This window comes from Streptomyces sp. SirexAA-E (assembly GCF_000177195.2).
GTDB classification, from domain to species: Bacteria; Actinomycetota; Actinomycetes; order Streptomycetales; family Streptomycetaceae; genus Streptomyces; species Streptomyces flavovirens.
In genome coordinates this window covers 5,150,413-5,167,356 of sequence record NC_015953.1, presented here as the reverse complement: position 1 = coordinate 5,167,356, position 16,944 = coordinate 5,150,413, and the positions used below count along the sequence as shown (strand labels likewise).

Annotated in this window: 19 protein-coding genes; 12 read left to right on the top strand and 7 right to left on the bottom strand. The window is 71.1% G+C overall.

Annotated features, from left to right (window positions below; all coding sequences use genetic code 11):
* Window positions 1–8 precede the first annotated feature (8 nt).
* The 4 genes from gcvH (at window position 9) to SACTE_RS23185 (ending at window position 3,731) form a co-directional block, all read left to right on the top strand.
* Window positions 9–386 carry a glycine cleavage system protein GcvH gene (gcvH, locus tag SACTE_RS23200; protein WP_014048453.1) on the top strand — a complete coding sequence of 126 codons (378 nt, stop codon included), beginning with the start codon at window positions 9–11 and terminating at the stop codon, window positions 384–386.
* Between the two features lie 20 nt (window positions 387–406).
* The gene (gene glyA, locus SACTE_RS23195; RefSeq protein WP_014048452.1) at window positions 407–1,666 is read left to right on the top strand and encodes a serine hydroxymethyltransferase; all 1,260 of its coding nucleotides are present in this window, start codon (window positions 407–409) and stop codon (window positions 1,664–1,666) included.
* 153 nt (window positions 1,667–1,819) lie between these two features.
* On the top strand, window positions 1,820–3,205 hold the full coding sequence (locus tag SACTE_RS23190) for an L-serine ammonia-lyase (RefSeq protein WP_014048451.1): 1,386 nt from the start codon (window positions 1,820–1,822) through the stop codon (window positions 3,203–3,205).
* Between the two features lie 70 nt (window positions 3,206–3,275).
* Complete coding sequence (locus SACTE_RS23185) at window positions 3,276–3,731, top strand: hypothetical protein (protein ID WP_014048450.1); 456 nt, start codon at window positions 3,276–3,278, stop codon at window positions 3,729–3,731.
* 47 nt (window positions 3,732–3,778) lie between these two features.
* On the opposite strand, the gene SACTE_RS23180 is transcribed toward SACTE_RS23185, so the two are convergent.
* On the bottom strand, window positions 3,779–4,345 hold the full coding sequence (locus SACTE_RS23180) for a TetR/AcrR family transcriptional regulator (protein ID WP_014048449.1): 567 nt from the start codon (window positions 4,343–4,345) through the stop codon (window positions 3,779–3,781).
* A 103-nt stretch (window positions 4,346–4,448) separates the two neighbouring features.
* On the opposite strand from SACTE_RS23180, the gene SACTE_RS23175 reads away from it, so the two are divergent.
* Together SACTE_RS23175 and SACTE_RS34410 are read left to right on the top strand one after the other, a co-directional pair.
* On the top strand, window positions 4,449–5,372 hold the full coding sequence (locus tag SACTE_RS23175; RefSeq protein ID WP_014048448.1) for an NmrA family NAD(P)-binding protein: 924 nt from the start codon (window positions 4,449–4,451) through the stop codon (window positions 5,370–5,372).
* A 60-nt stretch (window positions 5,373–5,432) separates the two neighbouring features.
* The gene (locus SACTE_RS34410) at window positions 5,433–5,627 is read left to right on the top strand and encodes a hypothetical protein (protein ID WP_019992319.1); all 195 of its coding nucleotides are present in this window, start codon (window positions 5,433–5,435) and stop codon (window positions 5,625–5,627) included.
* A 60-nt stretch (window positions 5,628–5,687) separates the two neighbouring features.
* Here the strand turns inward: SACTE_RS34410 and SACTE_RS23165 are convergent, their stop codons facing one another.
* Window positions 5,688–5,942 (bottom strand): DUF5133 domain-containing protein, encoded by a 255-nt coding sequence (locus tag SACTE_RS23165; RefSeq protein ID WP_014048447.1) that lies wholly within the window; start codon window positions 5,940–5,942, stop codon window positions 5,688–5,690.
* Between the two features lie 113 nt (window positions 5,943–6,055).
* Window positions 6,056–6,946, bottom strand: coding sequence for a SigB/SigF/SigG family RNA polymerase sigma factor (locus SACTE_RS23160; protein ID WP_014048446.1), 891 nt, complete (start codon window positions 6,944–6,946; stop codon window positions 6,056–6,058).
* A 304-nt stretch (window positions 6,947–7,250) separates the two neighbouring features.
* On the opposite strand from SACTE_RS23160, the gene SACTE_RS23155 reads away from it, so the two are divergent.
* Window positions 7,251–8,438, top strand: coding sequence for a PP2C family protein-serine/threonine phosphatase (locus SACTE_RS23155; RefSeq protein WP_014048445.1), 1,188 nt, complete (start codon window positions 7,251–7,253; stop codon window positions 8,436–8,438).
* Between the two features lie 12 nt (window positions 8,439–8,450).
* Here the strand turns inward: SACTE_RS23155 and SACTE_RS23150 are convergent, their stop codons facing one another.
* Window positions 8,451–8,948 carry a MarR family transcriptional regulator gene (locus SACTE_RS23150; RefSeq protein WP_014048444.1) on the bottom strand — a complete coding sequence of 166 codons (498 nt, stop codon included), beginning with the start codon at window positions 8,946–8,948 and terminating at the stop codon, window positions 8,451–8,453.
* A 406-nt stretch (window positions 8,949–9,354) separates the two neighbouring features.
* On the opposite strand from SACTE_RS23150, the gene SACTE_RS23145 reads away from it, so the two are divergent.
* The 5 genes from SACTE_RS23145 to SACTE_RS23125 all read left to right on the top strand — a co-directional run bounded on the left by SACTE_RS23145 (window position 9,355) and on the right by SACTE_RS23125 (window position 13,884).
* A complete protein-coding gene (locus SACTE_RS23145) occupies window positions 9,355–9,747 on the top strand; it encodes an STAS domain-containing protein (protein WP_014048443.1) in 393 nt (130 codons plus the stop codon).
* 335 nt (window positions 9,748–10,082) lie between these two features.
* Window positions 10,083–11,027, top strand: a complete 945-nt coding sequence (locus tag SACTE_RS23140; RefSeq protein WP_014048442.1) for an ABC transporter ATP-binding protein — start codon at window positions 10,083–10,085, stop codon at window positions 11,025–11,027.
* Complete coding sequence (locus tag SACTE_RS23135; protein WP_014048441.1) at window positions 11,024–11,992, top strand: ABC transporter permease; 969 nt, start codon at window positions 11,024–11,026, stop codon at window positions 11,990–11,992. Before SACTE_RS23140 ends, SACTE_RS23135 begins: the two co-directional genes overlap by 4 nt.
* 81 nt (window positions 11,993–12,073) lie before the next feature.
* The gene (locus SACTE_RS23130) at window positions 12,074–12,472 is read left to right on the top strand and encodes a GntR family transcriptional regulator (protein ID WP_014048440.1); all 399 of its coding nucleotides are present in this window, start codon (window positions 12,074–12,076) and stop codon (window positions 12,470–12,472) included.
* A 434-nt stretch (window positions 12,473–12,906) separates the two neighbouring features.
* A complete protein-coding gene (locus SACTE_RS23125; protein ID WP_019992322.1) occupies window positions 12,907–13,884 on the top strand; it encodes a terpene synthase family protein in 978 nt (325 codons plus the stop codon).
* Between the two features lie 209 nt (window positions 13,885–14,093).
* On the opposite strand, the gene SACTE_RS23120 is transcribed toward SACTE_RS23125, so the two are convergent.
* The 3 genes from SACTE_RS23120 to SACTE_RS23110 form a co-directional block, all read right to left on the bottom strand.
* The gene (locus SACTE_RS23120; RefSeq protein WP_014048438.1) at window positions 14,094–14,939 is read right to left on the bottom strand and encodes a polysaccharide deacetylase family protein; all 846 of its coding nucleotides are present in this window, start codon (window positions 14,937–14,939) and stop codon (window positions 14,094–14,096) included.
* 386 nt (window positions 14,940–15,325) lie between these two features.
* A complete protein-coding gene (locus SACTE_RS23115) occupies window positions 15,326–15,841 on the bottom strand; it encodes an ATP-binding protein (protein ID WP_019992323.1) in 516 nt (171 codons plus the stop codon).
* 263 nt (window positions 15,842–16,104) lie between these two features.
* A complete protein-coding gene (locus SACTE_RS23110; protein WP_014048436.1) occupies window positions 16,105–16,872 on the bottom strand; it encodes an enoyl-CoA hydratase-related protein in 768 nt (255 codons plus the stop codon).
* Window positions 16,873–16,944 lie beyond the last annotated feature (72 nt).

Below are 16,944 nucleotides of genomic sequence, written 5' to 3'. Positions count from 1 at the left end.
TTCAGACCATGAGCAACCCCCAGCAGCTGCGGTACAGCAAGGAGCACGAGTGGCTGTCGGCCCTCGAGGACGGCGTGGCCACGGTCGGCATCACCGAGTACGCGGCCAACGCGCTCGGTGACGTCGTCTACGCCCAGCTCCCTGAGGTCGGTGACACGGTGACCGCCGGCGAGACCTGCGGAGAGCTGGAGTCGACCAAGTCGGTCAGCGACCTGTACTCGCCGGTGACCGGCGAGGTCACCGCGGCCAACCAGGACGTCGTGGACGACCCGTCGCTGGTGAACTCCGCCCCCTTCGAGGGCGGCTGGCTGTTCAAGGTGCGCGTGGCGGAGGAGCCGAAGGACCTGCTCTCCGCCGACGAGTACACCGAGTTCTCCGGCAACTAAAGACCCCTAGGGACCACCTGATGTCGCTTCTCAATTCCTCCCTCCATGAGCTGGACCCGGACGTCGCCGCCGCCGTCGACGCCGAGCTCCACCGTCAGCAGTCCACCCTCGAGATGATCGCCTCGGAGAACTTCGCTCCGGTGGCGGTCATGGAGGCCCAGGGCTCCGTCCTCACCAACAAGTACGCCGAGGGTTACCCCGGGCGCCGCTACTACGGCGGCTGCGAGCACGTCGACGTGGTCGAGCAGATCGCGATCGACCGCATCAAGGCGCTCTTCGGCGCCGAGGCCGCGAACGTCCAGCCGCACTCGGGCGCGCAGGCCAACGCCGCCGCGATGTTCGCGCTGCTGAAGCCGGGCGACACGATCATGGGCCTGAACCTGGCCCACGGCGGTCACCTGACCCACGGCATGAAGATCAACTTCTCCGGCAAGCTCTACAACGTGGTCCCGTACCACGTCGACGACACCGGCGTCGTGGACATGGCCGAGGTCGAGCGCCTGGCCAAGGAGTCGAAGCCGCAGCTCATCGTGGCCGGCTGGTCCGCGTACCCCCGTCAGCTCGACTTCGCCGCCTTCCGCCGCATCGCGGACGAGGTCGGCGCGTACCTGATGGTCGACATGGCTCACTTCGCGGGTCTGGTCGCCGCCGGTCTGCACCCCAACCCGGTGCCGCACGCCCACGTCGTCACCACCACCACGCACAAGACGCTGGGCGGTCCGCGCGGCGGTGTCATCCTGTCGACGCAGGAGCTCGCGAAGAAGATCAACTCCGCGGTCTTCCCCGGTCAGCAGGGTGGTCCGCTGGAGCACGTGATCGCGGCCAAGGCGGTCTCCTTCAAGGTCGCGGCGACCGAGGAGTTCAAGGAGCGCCAGCAGCGCACCCTGGACGGCGCCCGCATCCTCGCCGAGCGCCTGGTCCAGCCGGACGTCACCGAGGTGGGCGTCTCCGTCCTGTCCGGCGGCACGGACGTGCACCTGGTCCTCGTCGACCTGCGCGACTCCGAGCTGGACGGCCAGCAGGCCGAGGACCGGCTCCACGAGGTCGGCATCACGGTCAACCGGAACGCCGTCCCGAACGACCCGCGTCCCCCGATGGTCACCTCCGGCCTGCGGATCGGTACGCCGGCCCTGGCCACGCGTGGCTTCGGCACCGAGGACTTCACCGAGGTCGCGGAGATCATCGCCGCCGCCCTCAAGCCGTCGTACGACTCCGCGGACCTCAAGGCCCGGGTGACGGCGCTGGCCGAGAAGTTCCCGCTGTACCCCGGCCTCGTGTAGGTCATCCGCAGTTTGCACGACCGGTGGGGGCACCGCGCACACTGAACAGTGAGCACGGTGCCCCCGTCGCTGCCCCGCGCACCACGGGCCTCCGGGCCCGTCCCGCACCACCCGGCAGACAACGGCGTCTACCAACCCCTTAGGAGTTCCCCCGTGGCCATCTCGGTCTTCGACCTCTTCTCGGTCGGTATCGGCCCGTCCAGCTCCCACACCGTCGGCCCGATGCGGGCGGCGCGTATGTTCGCCCGCCGCCTCAAGAACGAGGGCCTGCTGGCCCACACCGCGTCGATACGCGCGGAGCTGTACGGCTCGCTCGGCGCCACCGGCCACGGCCACGGCACCCCGAAGGCGGTGCTGCTCGGCCTGGAGGGCGAGTCGCCCCGTACCGTCGACGTCGAGGGCGCCGACGCCCGGGTGGAGGAGATCCGCGCCTCGGGCCGCATCAACCTCCTCGGCATGCACGAGATCCCCTTCGACGCCGACGAGCAGCTGGTCCTGCACCGCCGCAAGGCGCTCCCGTACCACGCCAACGGCATGACGGTCCTCGCCTACGACCGCGACGGCGCCCCGCTCCTGGAGAAGACCTACTACTCGGTCGGCGGCGGCTTCGTCGTCGACGAGGACGCGGTGGCCGGCGAGAACCCGATCGTGCCGGACGACACCGTCCTCAGGCACCCGTTCCGCACCGGCGACGAGCTGCTGCGGCTCGCCGGCGAGTCCGGCCTGTCCATCTCCTCCCTCATGCTGGAGAACGAGAAGGCCTGGCGCACCGAGGAGGAGATCCGGGCGGGCCTGCTGGAGATCTGGCGGGTCATGCAGGCCTGCGTCGCCCGCGGCATGTCCCGCGAGGGCATCCTGCCCGGCGGCCTGAAGGTCCGCCGCCGTGCCGCGAACTCGGCCCGCCAGCTGCGCGCCGAGGGCGACCCGCAGGCGCACGCGATGGAGTGGATCACCCTCTACGCGATGGCGGTCAACGAGGAGAACGCCGCGGGCGGCCGTGTCGTGACGGCCCCCACCAACGGCGCGGCGGGCATCATCCCGGCCGTCCTGCACTACTACATGAACTTCGCGGCGGGCGGCTGCACCGACGCCGAGAAGGACGACAGCGTCGTCCGCTTCCTGCTGGCGGCGGGCGCCATCGGCATGCTCTTCAAGGAGAACGCCTCCATCTCCGGCGCCGAGGTCGGCTGCCAGGGCGAGGTCGGCTCGGCCTGCTCGATGGCCGCGGGCGCCTTGGCGGAGGTGCTGGGCGGCTCCCCCGAGCAGGTGGAGAACGCCGCCGAGATCGGCATGGAGCACAATCTGGGCCTGACCTGCGACCCGGTCGGCGGCCTGGTGCAGATCCCGTGCATCGAGCGCAACGGCATGGCGGCGGTGAAGGCGGTCACGGCGGCCAAGATGGCGCTACGCGGCGACGGCAGCCACAAGGTCTCCCTCGACAAGGTCATCAAGACGATGAAGGAGACCGGCGCGGACATGTCCGTGAAGTACAAGGAGACGGCGCGCGGCGGGCTCGCGGTGAACATCATCGAGTGCTGAGCGCTGCCGCGCCCCGCCGCCGTGACGCGGGCCTCTGCGAGGCGGCCGCACCCGGTGACAGGATGACCGGATGGGGACGAACGGTCACACGGTCCGGTATGTGCGGTTCCAGTCACCGCACCGCAATGAACGGAGCACGTTCACCGGGGTGTTCGGGCTGGTCAACACGCTGGCGCGGACGGGGCGGCTCACGGCCGGGCAGGAGGCGTTCCGCCGGGCGAACAACCGCTGGTACGACGCGGCGTACCCGGACCCCTCGACCGTCGATCCGGCCGTCTACGACGACACCGTCAACCCGGGCGCCGCGGCCTGGTTCAAACCGACGGCCACGCACCTGATCGAGCGGGTGCCCGGCTACCTGGGCCTTCTGGCCGCGCACGGCGTCGCCTGCCGGAAGGTGGTCTCCACGGCTCCGGGGCGGATCGTCTACGAGGACGACGTACAGATCGTCGTCGTGCCGTTCGGGCCCGAAGCGGGTGAGGATCCGGTGTCCGGCCGCTCGACGTCGTCGGAGTCGGGCTCGTAGGTGCCGGCCACCCCGGGCCCGGGCCCGTGAGGGTCGGGCCCGGGTGCTCAGGTGCGGGTGGCGTCCAGACCCGCGACGGCGAGCCGGAAGGCGCGCTCCGCGTGCGCCGCCGGGTCGGTGTAGTTCTCGGTGGCCAGGGCGATTCCGACGATCAGCGTGAGCAGGTCGTCGATGGTGACGTCCGCCCGGACGGCCTGGTCGTCGACGGCTCTGCGCAGCAGGGAGGCGCCGGCCGCCCCGATGACTCCCGCGCAGGAGTCCTGGGTGGCCTCGTCCTGGAGGGGCTCGTAGGACAGGACGTCTGCCAGTCCCCGTGCGGCGAGCGAGTAGGCGAGCAGCTCCCGTAGCCATTCCACCAGCGCGGCGCGGCTGTCGTTCTCGTCGTCGCGGAGTGTCTGAGCGCGCTCGCACAGGACCAGGACACGCTGCTTGAAGACCGCTTCGAGCAGGGCTTTGCGGGTGGGGAAATGGCGCCGCACGGTGGCTGATCCGACGCCTGCGACGCGGGCGATGCGCTCCACGGACGCCTGGGCGCCCTGGGTCGCCACCTCGGCCTCGGCCACGGCGAGGATGTGCGCGTAATTGCGGCGGGCGTCCGAGCGCTGGCCGGTCATGATCTCCTCGACGTTGATAAGTGGCGGGCCCCGCCGTATTGTAGCGAACGCGAAACGGCGGGCCCCGCCGTTTCCGTCCGCGTGATCCCGAGGAGATGCACCCATGACCACTGCCGCACCGCCGGTCCTCGTCACCGGCGCCACCGGCCGTCAAGGCGGCGCCACCGCCCGCGCCCTGCTCGCCCAGGGGACACCGGTGCGCGCCCTGGTGCGCGACCCGGACGCGCCGCGCGCGCGGGCCGTCGAAGCGCTGGGCGCACACCTGTTCGTGGGTGATCTCACGGAACCGGCGACCCTCACTGCGGCCGTGGACGGTGTGCGGGCCGTCTTCTCCGTGCAGATGCCCGCGTACACCGGACAGGGGTTCGACTTCGCGGGCGAGGTCGCCCAGGCGGACAACCTCATGACGGCCGCGCGGGCCGCCGGTGTGGAGCAGTTCGTCCAGTCCTCGACCAGCGGCGTGGGCCGGCACGTCGAGGCTCCGGGCTGGGCCGAAGGGCGGTGGGCGATCATGGAGGCCCCGCTCGGCACGAAGGCCGCGATCCAGGACCGGCTGCGCGAACTCGACTTCCCTTACTGGACGTTGATCAAGCCGTCGTTCTTCATGGAGAACTTCGAGCCGTCCATGCGGTTCTACTTCCCCCGCGGCGTCGAAGGCGGCCTGGTCACCGTCGTCAAACCGGGCACACACCTGGCACTCGTGGCGGCCCAGGACGTCGGCCGGGCCGCGGCGGCCGCCCTGTCCGCGCCCGTCGAGTTCCACCGGGTGGAACTGGAGCTCGCCGGCGACCACCTCACCATGACCGCGATCGCCGAGATCCTCTCCCGCGCCCTGGGGGTCCCGCTGACGGCACCGGACATGACGGAAGAACAGGCCCGCGCCGCCGGGATGGGCGACATGGGTGCCACGCACGCCTTCATGGACGCGGTCGGCCAGCCGGCCCGGCCGGAGTTCGCTCGCGCGCTGGGCATCGAGGTGACGGGCTTCGAACAGTGGGCGCGGGAACACCTGGGCCCCGCGGCCTGAGCGGATGCCGGGGCCGGGCCCCTGCCCGGGCGGCTGAGTGAAGCACGCCGAGGCGTACGGGTGTCCGGGACCGAGAAGTCGGCGCCCATGGCCGAGGGACTCGGCAAGAAGCCCGGCGGCGGCGACGTGGCCGGGTCCGTCAAGGCCGGCCCGGACCTGCCGGAGCGTTGGGCCGACAGGTCCAAGACGCCCTTCACCGCGTCCAGCGGATCGCACGTCTCGGTGTGGCGGAACGCCGGTTCCGTGTCCCGCTGATCGGCGCGGGAACAGTGCTTACCGGGCGGACGCCCCGCCCCCGTACCGGGCGCTCCTCGGTCAGGAGGCCGTGAGCTGCGCGTCCAAGGGCCGCCCGACGCGGAGTGCCGGGTCGCGGAGGGCCGCGGTGAGCTGCTGCTCGGCGACGGCCAGGGCCTCGTCCGCGGTGCGGGTGCCGGTGGAGACGCACAACGTGTAGGTGACGTCCTCCAGTTGGCACCGGGTCTCCTGGGACCCCTGCGCGGAGTCCTGGGCGAGCAGCTCGTGGTAGCGGTCGACGAGACCGCGCAGGATCACGGGGTGGGCCATCAGCACGGCGGTTCTTCTCCTCAGGGGCGTCGGGGCGCGGCGGGCACCGGACGGGTGCGGGCCGCTGGGAAGGGAGGGCGGACGTCGTCGTGGGACGGGCTGGCGAGGGGCCCGGCCGCTCAGGCGAACATGCCGGTGCGTAGCTTGCCGAGGGTGCGGCTGAGGAGACGGGAGACGTGCATCTGGGAGATGCCGAGCTCGGCGCCGATCTGCGCCTGGGTCATCTCCTGGCCGAAGCGCATCTCGATGATGCGCCGTTCGCGGTCGTCGAGCTCCTCCAGGAGCGGGGCCAGCGCGTGCAGGTTCTCCACGGTCTCCATGGCGGCGTCCGGCTCACCCAGGATGTCGGCGAACGTACGGGTCGCCGTGGCCGTCGCCTCGTTGGCGTCGGTCGGCAGGTCGAGCGAGCCCGCCGTGTACCCGTTGGAGGCCACGATGCCCTCGACCACCTCGTCCTCGGTGAGGCCCAGGTACTCGGCCAGTTCCTTCACCGTGGGGTCGCGGTCCAGGCGTACGGCGAGCTCCTCCTTGGCCTTCGCGAGCTCCACGCGGAGTTCCTGGAGGCGGCGGGGCACGTGGACGGCCCAGGTGGTGTCACGGAAGAATCGTTTGATCTCCCCGACGATGTAGGGGACGGCGAAGGTGGCGAACTCGACCTCACGGGAGAGCTCGAACCGGTCGATCGCCTTGATCAGGCCGACGATGCCGACCTGGGTGATGTCCTCCATGTCGCCGCTGCCCCGGTTGCGGAAGCGGCGCGCGGCGAACCGCACCAGGGAGATGTTCATCTCGATGAGGGTGTTCCGCGCGTACTGGTACTCGTGCGTGCCCTCCTCCAGAACCTGGAGCTGGGCGAAGAACAGTGTGGACAGCTCGCGGGCGTCCTTGGGGGCGATCTTCCCGGCGTCCTCGATCCAGGGCAGCTCACCGACGGATGCCGCCCCGCCGTCCGGAGCCGACACCTCGTCACTCGCCGTGGTCTCAGCGGCCCGTTCGGAGATCAATGACATGTGCCTACCCTCCCTGGTGATGCGTACTTCCTGAGAGGGCCCCTGCCCCGCTTCTCGGGGCACATGCGCGCCGAACCGAATTTTTCTTGCTGTGTGGAAACTGTTGTCTCTGTACATCGTAAGATGAGACCCAGGTGGCCGGCCCTCGCCAGTCACTCACCACACCTGACGGCCCCAGCCACCGGAGCGACCTTTCGGGCGCGCCGCGCTTGATTGGGTACAGGCCCCGTACGCTTAACGCCGACGGCTCGGGGGCCCGCGGTCGGCCCGGGTTCGGCGCGGCTCGAACGAGAAACAGGATCACGTGGACAGAATCGCTGCCGTCGAGCGGGCGTTGCGCAATGCCGCACCCGACTTGCTCCTCGATGTCGTCACGGCGGCTCTGCGGGAGCAGTACGACGTGCAGAGCGTGGAGCTGCGGCTCGCCGACTACGGGGTGACCACCCTGCAGGTGGTCGCGGAGGTGCCGCTCGTGGAGCCGGTACCCATCCACGACAGCCCGCAAGGGCGGGCCTTCGGTGCCCAGGAGCCCTATGTCGAGCCCCGGGTGGGCGACGGCCCCGTGACGGTGCACCTTCCGGTGACGGTCAGGGGGGACCGGATGGGTGTGCTCACCGTCACCACCTCGGACGACCGCACCCGGGCTGACCTGCGGGAGATGCAGGGGGTCTGCGAGGCGCTCGGCCACGAGATCCTCGTCGCCGAACGGGACACCGACCTCTACCTCCTCGCCCGCCGTGCGACGCGCCTGACACTGGCCGCCGAGATGCAGTGGCAGCTGCTGCCGGGGCGGTCGGTCACCCGGCCCGAGTTCTCGCTGGGTGCACACCTGGAGCCTGCGTACGCGATCTTCGGCGACAACTTCGACTGGTCGGTCTCCGCCCATCACCTCACACTCACCGTCACCAACGGCATGGGCAAGGGGATGGAGGCGGCGCTGCTCACCAACCTCGTCGTCAACGCGCTGCGCAACGCGCGCCGCGCCGGGCTGGACCTGCCCGGCCAGGCCAGCCTCGCCGACCAGGCGGTGTACGCGCAGTACCGGGGTGCGCTGCACGCCTCGGTCCTGCTGCTGCGGTTCGACCTGGCCACCGGCGAGGTCGAGGCCGTGGACGCGGGGTCGCCGCGCATGTGGCGGCTGCGGGGACGCGGTGTGGAGTCCGTCGCCTTCGACGCGCAGCTGCCGCTCGGGATGTTCGAGGAGACGGTCTACGTCTCGGAGCACCTGCGTGTGGAGCCCGGTGACCGGCTGCTGGTGAGCAGCGACGGGGTCTACGAGAGCGCCTCGGCCGCCGGGGAGCGCTACGGGGAACGCGCGCTGGCACGGTCGCTGTCCGCGCACCGCTTCCTGCCGTCGGCGCAGGTCCCGCTGGCGGTTCTGCGTGATCTGAAGGAGTACCGGGGCGGTGCGACCCCACTGGACGACGACGCCCTGGTGGTCTGTCTCGACTGGTACGGGCGGCAGGCCCCGAACGGTGACACGCAGGCGTGAGAGGCCGATCCGCTATCCGGTCGACCTCAGGGGTCTCGCCGCGCCGTCGTCCTGGCCGGCCGCCGCGGCCGCGCTGCGGAAACCTCTGAGCCCTTCGAGCAGCGCGCGCCGGGCCTTGGGCGGCATGGCGTCGATCGTCGACATCAGCACCTGTTCCCGGCGCATCCGCAGGTCGACGAGGTATGCCTTGCCGTGACTGGTCAGCCGCAGTTCCAGTTCGCGGCGGCTGACCGGGCTCGGGGCCCGCTCCACGAATCCCGTGGCCTGCAGCCGGTCGCACAGTCTGCTGACCGAGGGGGAGGCCGATCCCAGGGCCTCGGCGAGCATCCGCAGATTGATGCCCTCGTCACGGTCGAGCGTGTACAGCACTCGGAGCTGGGACGGGGACACCGGGCCGGTGGGCACTGCCTCGCGCCCACGCTCCCACAGGACTTCGAGCAGCTCGATGACCTCGGAACCCTCGTGGGCCGCGTCCCGGGACCGGTGGTCTGGTTCGGGGTTCAGGCCCATTTAGATGACACTCCGATCCGGCATGGTCTCACTCGTCTGTCTGGCTCCGTCCGGCCACCGGACCGAGCAAGCGTGCCGGGCATCCGATTGCGCTCGTACGGAAAGTCAGGCCACAGCCTCGCCTCAAGGGCACGCGTGTGCCACGAGTATCTTACCCCCGCCGACCCCAGGTCTCGGAGACCGTGTCCGGCCCCGGGGAGCGTCCCTCGGGGAAACAGTTGCCGTGGGGTACGCTTCCGCAGTCCAGATTCGATGAGCGATCTTCTGGCGGCCACCCATCGGATCGGCCGGAAGGTACGCCTGGGGGCAGCGCGGCACCTGCGGGTGATGCCTGTGGCCGTACCGCACCGGCTCGCTCCCACAGGTCAGGCCGCAGTCGTCCGCCCCGCCCAGGAGCACTGACGCCATGACTCACGGCACCAACCTTCTTCTCACCGTCCGGCACCCGGCCGACTCGCTCGCGGTCGTCACCGTCTCCGGCGAGCTCGACGTGGATACGGCACCGGAACTGCGCACCAAGGCCACGGAACTGATCGGGCAGGGATGCCCGCACGTCGTACTCGACATGGCACCCGTGGAGTTCTGCGACTCGTCCGGGCTCAACGCCCTGATCGCCATAGTGCAGCACGCGCACGAGCGCGGCGGGTCCTTGTCCGTGGCGGCCGCGCCCGATCAACTCACCAGACTCCTGGACATGACAGGCGTCGGTGATCTGATGCCCGTGCACGCCCATGTGGACGAGGCCGTCGCCCACCTCGGCCGGACGGCCACGGCGACCGAGGACACGCCGGACGCCTGACCGGGACGGAGTCCGCCCCGGGCCCCCGCGCGGTGCGTCGCGGGGCCGGGGCGGCGCCCGCCCGACGACCGCACCGCCTCTCGCGGCCCCCGGCCACGGCCGGGGGCCACAGCCATGCCCCGGTGAGCGCACCCGGGGCCGGCGCCCCGCACCCGCGCCGCTCCCCCTCCCTCTCGCCGCGAGGCCCCGCCCCGGGCCGACGACTCCGGGCGCGCCCTACGGCTCCCCCCGAGCGCATCGTGCGAGCACCCGACACCCGCCGCCACGGCGCGGTTTGACATGCCCGCCCCTCATAACCATCATTCCATTAATTGATTCATGGAATTGGGGGAAGCGTGACAGGGAAGAGCACGTCGACCGGGCCCGGGGGCACGTGGGCCCTGGAGGCCCGCGGCCTGGGCAGGCGCTATCGCCGCGGCTGGGCACTGCGGGACTGTTCCTTCCGGCTGCCGGCCGGACGGATCTGCGGCCTGGTGGGGCCCAACGGTGCCGGGAAGAGCACCCTGCTGGGCATGGCCACCCGGCAGGTGGAGCCCACGGAGGGCGAACTGCGCCTCTTCGGGGTGCCGGTGAGCGATCGGGAGGTGATGCCGAGGTTCGCGTTCCTCGGCCAGGACAAGCCTCTGTTCAAACGGTTCACCGTCGCCGAGACGCTCCGGATGGGCGCTGAGCTCAACCCGGACTGGGACATGGCGGCGGCGGAACGGATCGTCCGCGCGGGCAACGTGCCGCCGCACGCGGCGGTCGGCACCCTGTCCGGCGGCCAGCGGACCCGGGTCGCCTTCGCGCTCGCGTTCGGCAAGCGGCCCGATCTCCTGCTGCTCGACGAGCCGATGTCCGACCTCGACCCGCTGGCCCGCCACGAGATGAGCACCCTGCTGATGGCGGAGGCCGTCGAGCGCGGCACCACCGTGATGATGTCCTCGCACATGCTCACCGAGCTGGAGGACATGTGCGACTACCTGTTGGTCCTCGCCGAGGGCAGGGTGCGGATGGCCGGTGACGCCGACGCCCTGGTCCCCGCCCACGCGCTGGTGACCGGGGTGACTCAGGACGGGTCGCTGCCCGCCGCGCTCACCCGCCACACGGTGATCGAGAGCCGGGTGCACGGCCGGCAGTTCCAGGCGATGGTGCGGCCCCAGGGCCCGCTCACCGGTGACTGGCGGGTCTCGGAACCCAGCCTGGAGGAAGTGCTGCTCGCCCATCTCCGTTCACCGGACGCGCCCGCGCTGTACACGCCCGGCGCCGCCGTCGATCCCCAGGAGGCCAGGACCGTATGAGCACCACTTCGACCGACGCGTCCACCGGACGCGCCACGCCGCGGCGGATGGTGCGCGGCCTGAACTGGCTGGTCCTGCGCCAGCACCGGGCGGCGTTGCTCTGCCTGCTGGGCCTGACGCTGCTCGTCTCGCTCTGGATCGTGTACCAGCGCGCCCAGCTGATCGATCTGCTCGACGCGGCGGGCCGGCCGGAGGAGGGCGCAGGGCAGCCGGTCACCGGCCGGCAGTACAGCTTGCTGACGATGCTGCTGGGCGCGCTCCCTGTCGTCCTCGCCGTCTTCCTCGGCGCCCCACTGGTCGCCGCCGACACCGAGCAGGGCACCGCCCAGCTCGTCACCACCCAGTCCGTGACGCGCCGCCGCTGGCTGGTCGCGAAGCTCGGCTGGTGCTTCGGCGCCACCCTGTTGGCGTGCGCGGTGCTCTCCGCGCTCTTCACCTGGTGGTGGCGGCCGTACCGTTCGGTGCTCTCGATCTCGTGGCTGGACGCCGAGGTGTTCGACAACACCGGCCCCGTCCTGCCGGCCCTCGCGCTGTTCCTCACCGCCGCCGGGGTGACCATCGGTGTCCTGCTGCGCCGGGTGCTCGCCTCGATGGTCGTCACGTTTGTCTTCGCCGTGGCGGTGGAGACGGCCTGGAGCATGATCCGGCAGAATCTCGCCCCGACACGCATGGTCACCTACCCGCTGGACAGCGAACTGCCCGCCCGCCTCTCCGAGTCGTACGAGGTGGAGCGGTGGGTCGGCACCGCCGACGGAAAGCTGTACGGATGGGGATCGTGCGTCGAGGCCACGGAGAAGGCACAGGAGGCGTGCCTCGCACAGAAGGGCATCGTCGACAACGTCATCGAGTACCTCGGCCAGGACCAGATGGCGGCCATGCAGTGGACCGGGGCGGGCATCCTCCTGGCCGGCACGGCGGCGCTCACCGCGTTCGTCGTCCTGCGGTCGGCCCGGCGCCCGCTCTGAGGGCCTGCCCCTTTCTCCCGCACATGAGTTCTCCCGCAAACAAGTTCTCCTACACATGAGTCGATATCGGAGCGGAAGGTGATGCCGGTGGTCGTGTTCCGCATCGACCGGCGCAGTGGAGTGGCGACGTACCTCCAGATCGTCCGTCAGGTCGAGCAGGCCCTGCGCATGGGCGCGTTGGAGGAGGGGGACCGGCTTCCCACGGCGGCCCAGGTCGCCGCCACCACCAAGGTCAACCCGAACACCACGCTCAAGGCCTATCGCGAGTTGGAGCGGGCGGGGCTGGCCGAGGTCCGCCAGGGGGCGGGCACATTCATCACCCGCTCGCTGGCGCAGCCCGGTTCGGGCCCCGACTGGCCGCTGCGTTCGGCGCTGAACGAGTGGATGCACCAGGCGCGGGCCGAGGGACTGGGCGGCGCGGAGGTCCAGGAACTGTTCCGGGCGTCCTTCGAGGAGGCGTACGGGGACGGGTCCGGCTGAGCCCGTCCGGGGGGCTCCGGCATCCCGCCGAGCCCCCCGGGCCGGCGCCGGCCCGGTGCCGGACACCCCCGCCACCGAGTCACAAGATGCTCAGTGATGACCAGTTGTTCGCTGCGATCATGCAGTTTCGGTCACATACGACTTCCCTCCGCCACCCACACGGGGTTCACTGGTCGTGACGCATGGTGACGCGGGCGGTTTCCACCGTTCCGCGCACCCGGCCGGACCGACCGGCCCCGGGGGCGGAAGGAGGTCCGCGTTGGCCGTCTCACCTCGTACAGTGACCCTTTGGCCAGAGCCAACGGGCGCCCGACGCCCCACTCCGGCTGTCCGTCCCCGGTGCGTCACGTCGATCGGTTCTCCGATCCCGGCGTCCATCCGCATCATTTCGACGAGGGGCACCAATGAGCCAGATTGTTTTACCGGTGTTTCATATGCCGTTCCAGAGCGCGGGATGCAATCCGGGCATGGAGGAGACCAAGGCGGCGGCCTGGCGGTGGGCGGAGGAGAACGACCTCGATCTCTCCCCCGTCGCCCGGAAGAAGATGCTCCGCACGCGCCCCGAACTCTGGATTTCGCTCATATTCCCGCGAGCCTCCCAGGAGGATCTCGATCTCTTCTGCCAGTGGCTTTTCTGGGCGTTCCTGGTGGACGACGAGTTCGACGACGGACCGGCCGGCCGCGACCCGCGGATGTGCGAGAAATCCATCGCCCGGCTGGTGGACGTACTGGACGGGGAGAAGCCGCTGGTCCCCATGGAGCACGCGCTCGAAGGACTGCGGGACCGCACCTGCCGCGACCGTTCGCCCGCCTGGAACCGGCAGTTCCGCCGCGACACCGCCGCCTGGCTCTGGACCTACTACGCGGAGGCGGTGGAGCGAGCGGCGGGACAGGTGCCGAGCCGGGCCGACTTCGCCCGGCACCGCCGGGACTCCGTGGCCATGCAGCCCTTCCTGGATCTCCATGAGATCACCGCCGGGATAGATCTTCCGGAATCCGCCCGCAGCCTGCCCGCGTATATCGCCCTGCGCACCGCGGTCACCGATCATTCGGGTCTGTGCAACGACATCTGCTCCTTCGAGAAGGAGGCCGTTCTCGGATATGAGCACAACGCGGTCCGGCTCATTCAGCGGGACCGCAGGACCACGCTCCAGGAGGCCGTCGACGAGGCCGGAATTCAACTGGCACGCATCGCCGAGCGAGTCCAGCGGGCCGAGAGGGAACTCGTCGAGGAAATAGCGGCGGCCGGCATCGAAGGATCCACCAGGGCGGCCCTGGAGTGCTGCGTACGGGACTACCGGGGCCTGGTGCGCGGCGACTTCGACTACCACGCGCGCGCCGAACGCTACACACGTCCCGATCTGGTCGAGGTGGACCGCAGGGACACCCTCTCGCGGCACTTCGCCGCCTGACGGCGCACGCGGGACGGCCACAGGGCCCGGCGACCCGGCGACAGGTCCCCGGGCCCTGTGGATCGCGACAGGCCCGTCCGTGGAACGCGGGCAGGGGACGGGGATCGACGGCCGCGCCGCGCGGGACGCTCGAGAATCGGCCAGTCTTGCCGTGCCGCCGCGTCGGCGTCGCCCACCCGGGGAGCGCGCAGCCCCGCCGGGCCGGTACCTCAGGTGAACAGCTCCGTCGCCGTCACCGCGCGCAGTCCCCGCCGATCGATCTCGGTGAGCAGGAGGGGCAGTGCGGCGACGGTGTCCCGGGTGCCGAAGTGCAGGCTCACCACCGACCCGTTGCGCAGTTCGCCGGTGACCTTGCGGGTGACCGCCGCGACTCCCGGCGAGGTGAGGTCGAGGGAGTCCACGTCGTAGGAGAGGACGTGCGGGTAGCCGGCCCGGCGGGCGAGGTCCTCGACGAGCGGGGTGGCGCGCCGGCTGCGCGAGGGCCGGAACCAGGTGCCGATGGAGCCGGTGAGGCGGCGCAGACGTCGGGCGCAGTCGGTGATCTCCGCGTACGCCCGCGCCTCGTCCAGCGCGTTGACGTCGGGGTGGCTCTGGGTGTGGTTGCCGAGTTCGTGGCCGCCGTCGAGGATCCGGCGGGCCATCTCGGGGTGGGCGTCGAGCCAGTCGCCGACGGCCAGGACGGTGAGCCGGGCGCCCGCCCGCTCGGCGTCGGCCAGGACCCTGAGGGCGAGGGCCGGGTCACCCTCGCCGCCGAAGGTGAGGGCGACCCGGGGCCTGGCACGGGAGCCGTGCTCGATCTGGCCGGGCAGGCTCGCGAAGCGGCGGGGAGCCGCGGCCATCCGGCCCGGGCCCTCCGTCTGCCGGGCGCCGTCCGCCTGCCGGGCGCCGTCCGGCTCCGGTGCGGAGCGCGGCCCCTCCGGTGCGGAGCGCGGCCCCTGCGGGGCGTGGGCGCCCCGGCCGCCGTCCGCACAGCCGGTGGCCGCGCCGGTCAGCAGGGCGCCGGCGGCGGCGCGCAGGGCCGTGCGGCGGAGCACCACCGTCCTGCGACCGTCCATGGCGGCCCCCCCCCTGGTTCCGGGCGGGAGCGGGCGCTCCCGTGACCCGGGACACGGTAGGGCCCGACCGGTGGCACACGGGGCACGACACTTCGCTGAGGTGATCAATGAATCACTCGCCCAGCCCCTCCAGGTACGGCAAAAACCAGGCAAGTGACCCATCACACCTGTGATTCAGAAGCGAAATAGACCGTTTTGCCCAACAGTGCACCAAGTGGGGTTTTGGCACCGGCGTCGCCCATCTGCCATAGTCGGTGACACGACCTCCTCCGACCCGAGCCAGGTCCCACAAGCGGCCGTGGACACACCCCCCATTCCACGGCCCCCCACAGAAGCCCCCGAAGCGCCGCACCCCGGCCGACGGGGGCTTCTGGTGTGCGTGGGGATCAGCGGTCGGTGGTGCGCATCTCGAACCAGGTGGTCTTGCCGCGCGGCAGCAGGTCGACACCCCAGCGGTCGGAGAGCTTGTCGACGAGGAAGATGCCGCGCCCACTGACGTCCATCTCCCGGACGGGCATGAGGCAGGGCAGGCCGCGCGAGGGGTCGCGCACCTCGATACGGACCCAGCCCCGGCGGCGCAGCATCCGCAGCCCGAAGACCCGCGCACCGGTGTGCCGTACCGCGTTGCCGACGAGTTCGGAGACGAGCAGCACACCGTGCTCGGCGGTCTGCGGCGAGAGTTGCCACTGTCGCAGCATCACGCAGGAGGTGATCCGCCGGGCAGTGGCCGCGGACTGCGGGCGCGAGGGCAACCGCACCTCTTCCTCCGTCGGATTTCCGAACAACTCCAGTTCTTTGAACGCCTGTTCGTCATCCGCGGCCGTACTCCAGCGTGCCGCTGCCGCACTGCTGCGCGGTCGCGGCTGCTCCACACCCTCCAGGCCCGCCATGCCCCCCATCATGGCCGCCGCGCGGGCGCTCCGTGGCCGTTCCCGGCGAATCCAACACCCGCACACAGCCCTTCCGGTCCAGCTGCTTGGCATATGCCAGAGGCAGGAAGAAGGGTCGAAAACCGCTCCCAACTGGGGCGACGCGCGACCTTCGGGTAATTGCAGGAGCCGGAGGAGGCACGGGACCTTAAGGCTCCCTTAAGGTCCCGCCGATCCGCCCGCACGGATGAACAGGCGTCACCGCGTATCCCCACGTACGGGCGGTTGACGCTCCGTCACCGGAAGGTGGCCTTGCCCGGCCCCTCCTCCACGAAGCTGCGCATCCCGCGCTCCCGGTCCTCTGTGGCGAACAGGCCCGCGAACCAGGTCCGTTCGATCGTGAGCCCGGTGTCGATGTCCGTCTCCAGCCCGGCGTCCACGGACTCCTTGGCGGCCCGCAGCGCCAGCGCCGGCCCCTTGGCCAGCCGCGCGGCCCAGGCGTGCGCCCGCTCGTACACCTCGGCGGCGGGCACCACCCGGTCCACCAGGCCGAGCGTCAGGGCCTCGTCCGCCTTGACCTGACGGCCCGTGAAGATGAGGTCCTTGGCCTTGGACGGACCGATGAGCCGGGCGAGGCGCTGGGTGCCGCCGGCGCCGGGGATCAGCCCCAGCAGGATCTCGGGCTGTCCGAGCTTGGCGGTGTCGGCGGCGATCCGGAAGTCGGCGCAGAGCGCGAGTTCGCACCCGCCGCCCAGCGCGTAACCGGTGACGGCCGCCACCACGGGCTTGGGGATGCGCGCCACGGCGGTGAAGGAGTCCTGGAGGCCCTTGGAGCGCTTGACCATCGCCGTGTGGTCCATCGCCTGCATCTCCTTGATGTCCGCGCCCGCCGCGAACACCTTCTCCCCGCCGTAGAGGATCACGGCCCGCACGTCGTCGCGCCGCGCCGCCTCGTCGGCGAGCTCCCGCAGCCGGTCCTGGACGGCGACGTCCAGGGCGTTCATCGGCGGACGGTCCAGCCTGATCGTGCCGACGTTGTCGCGTACTTCGAGGGTTACGGTCATGAGAGGCAGGTTAACCGCCGCTAACGGCGGCGGGCCCGGTGCCGTTGGTCACAGCACCGGGCCCGCCGCGCG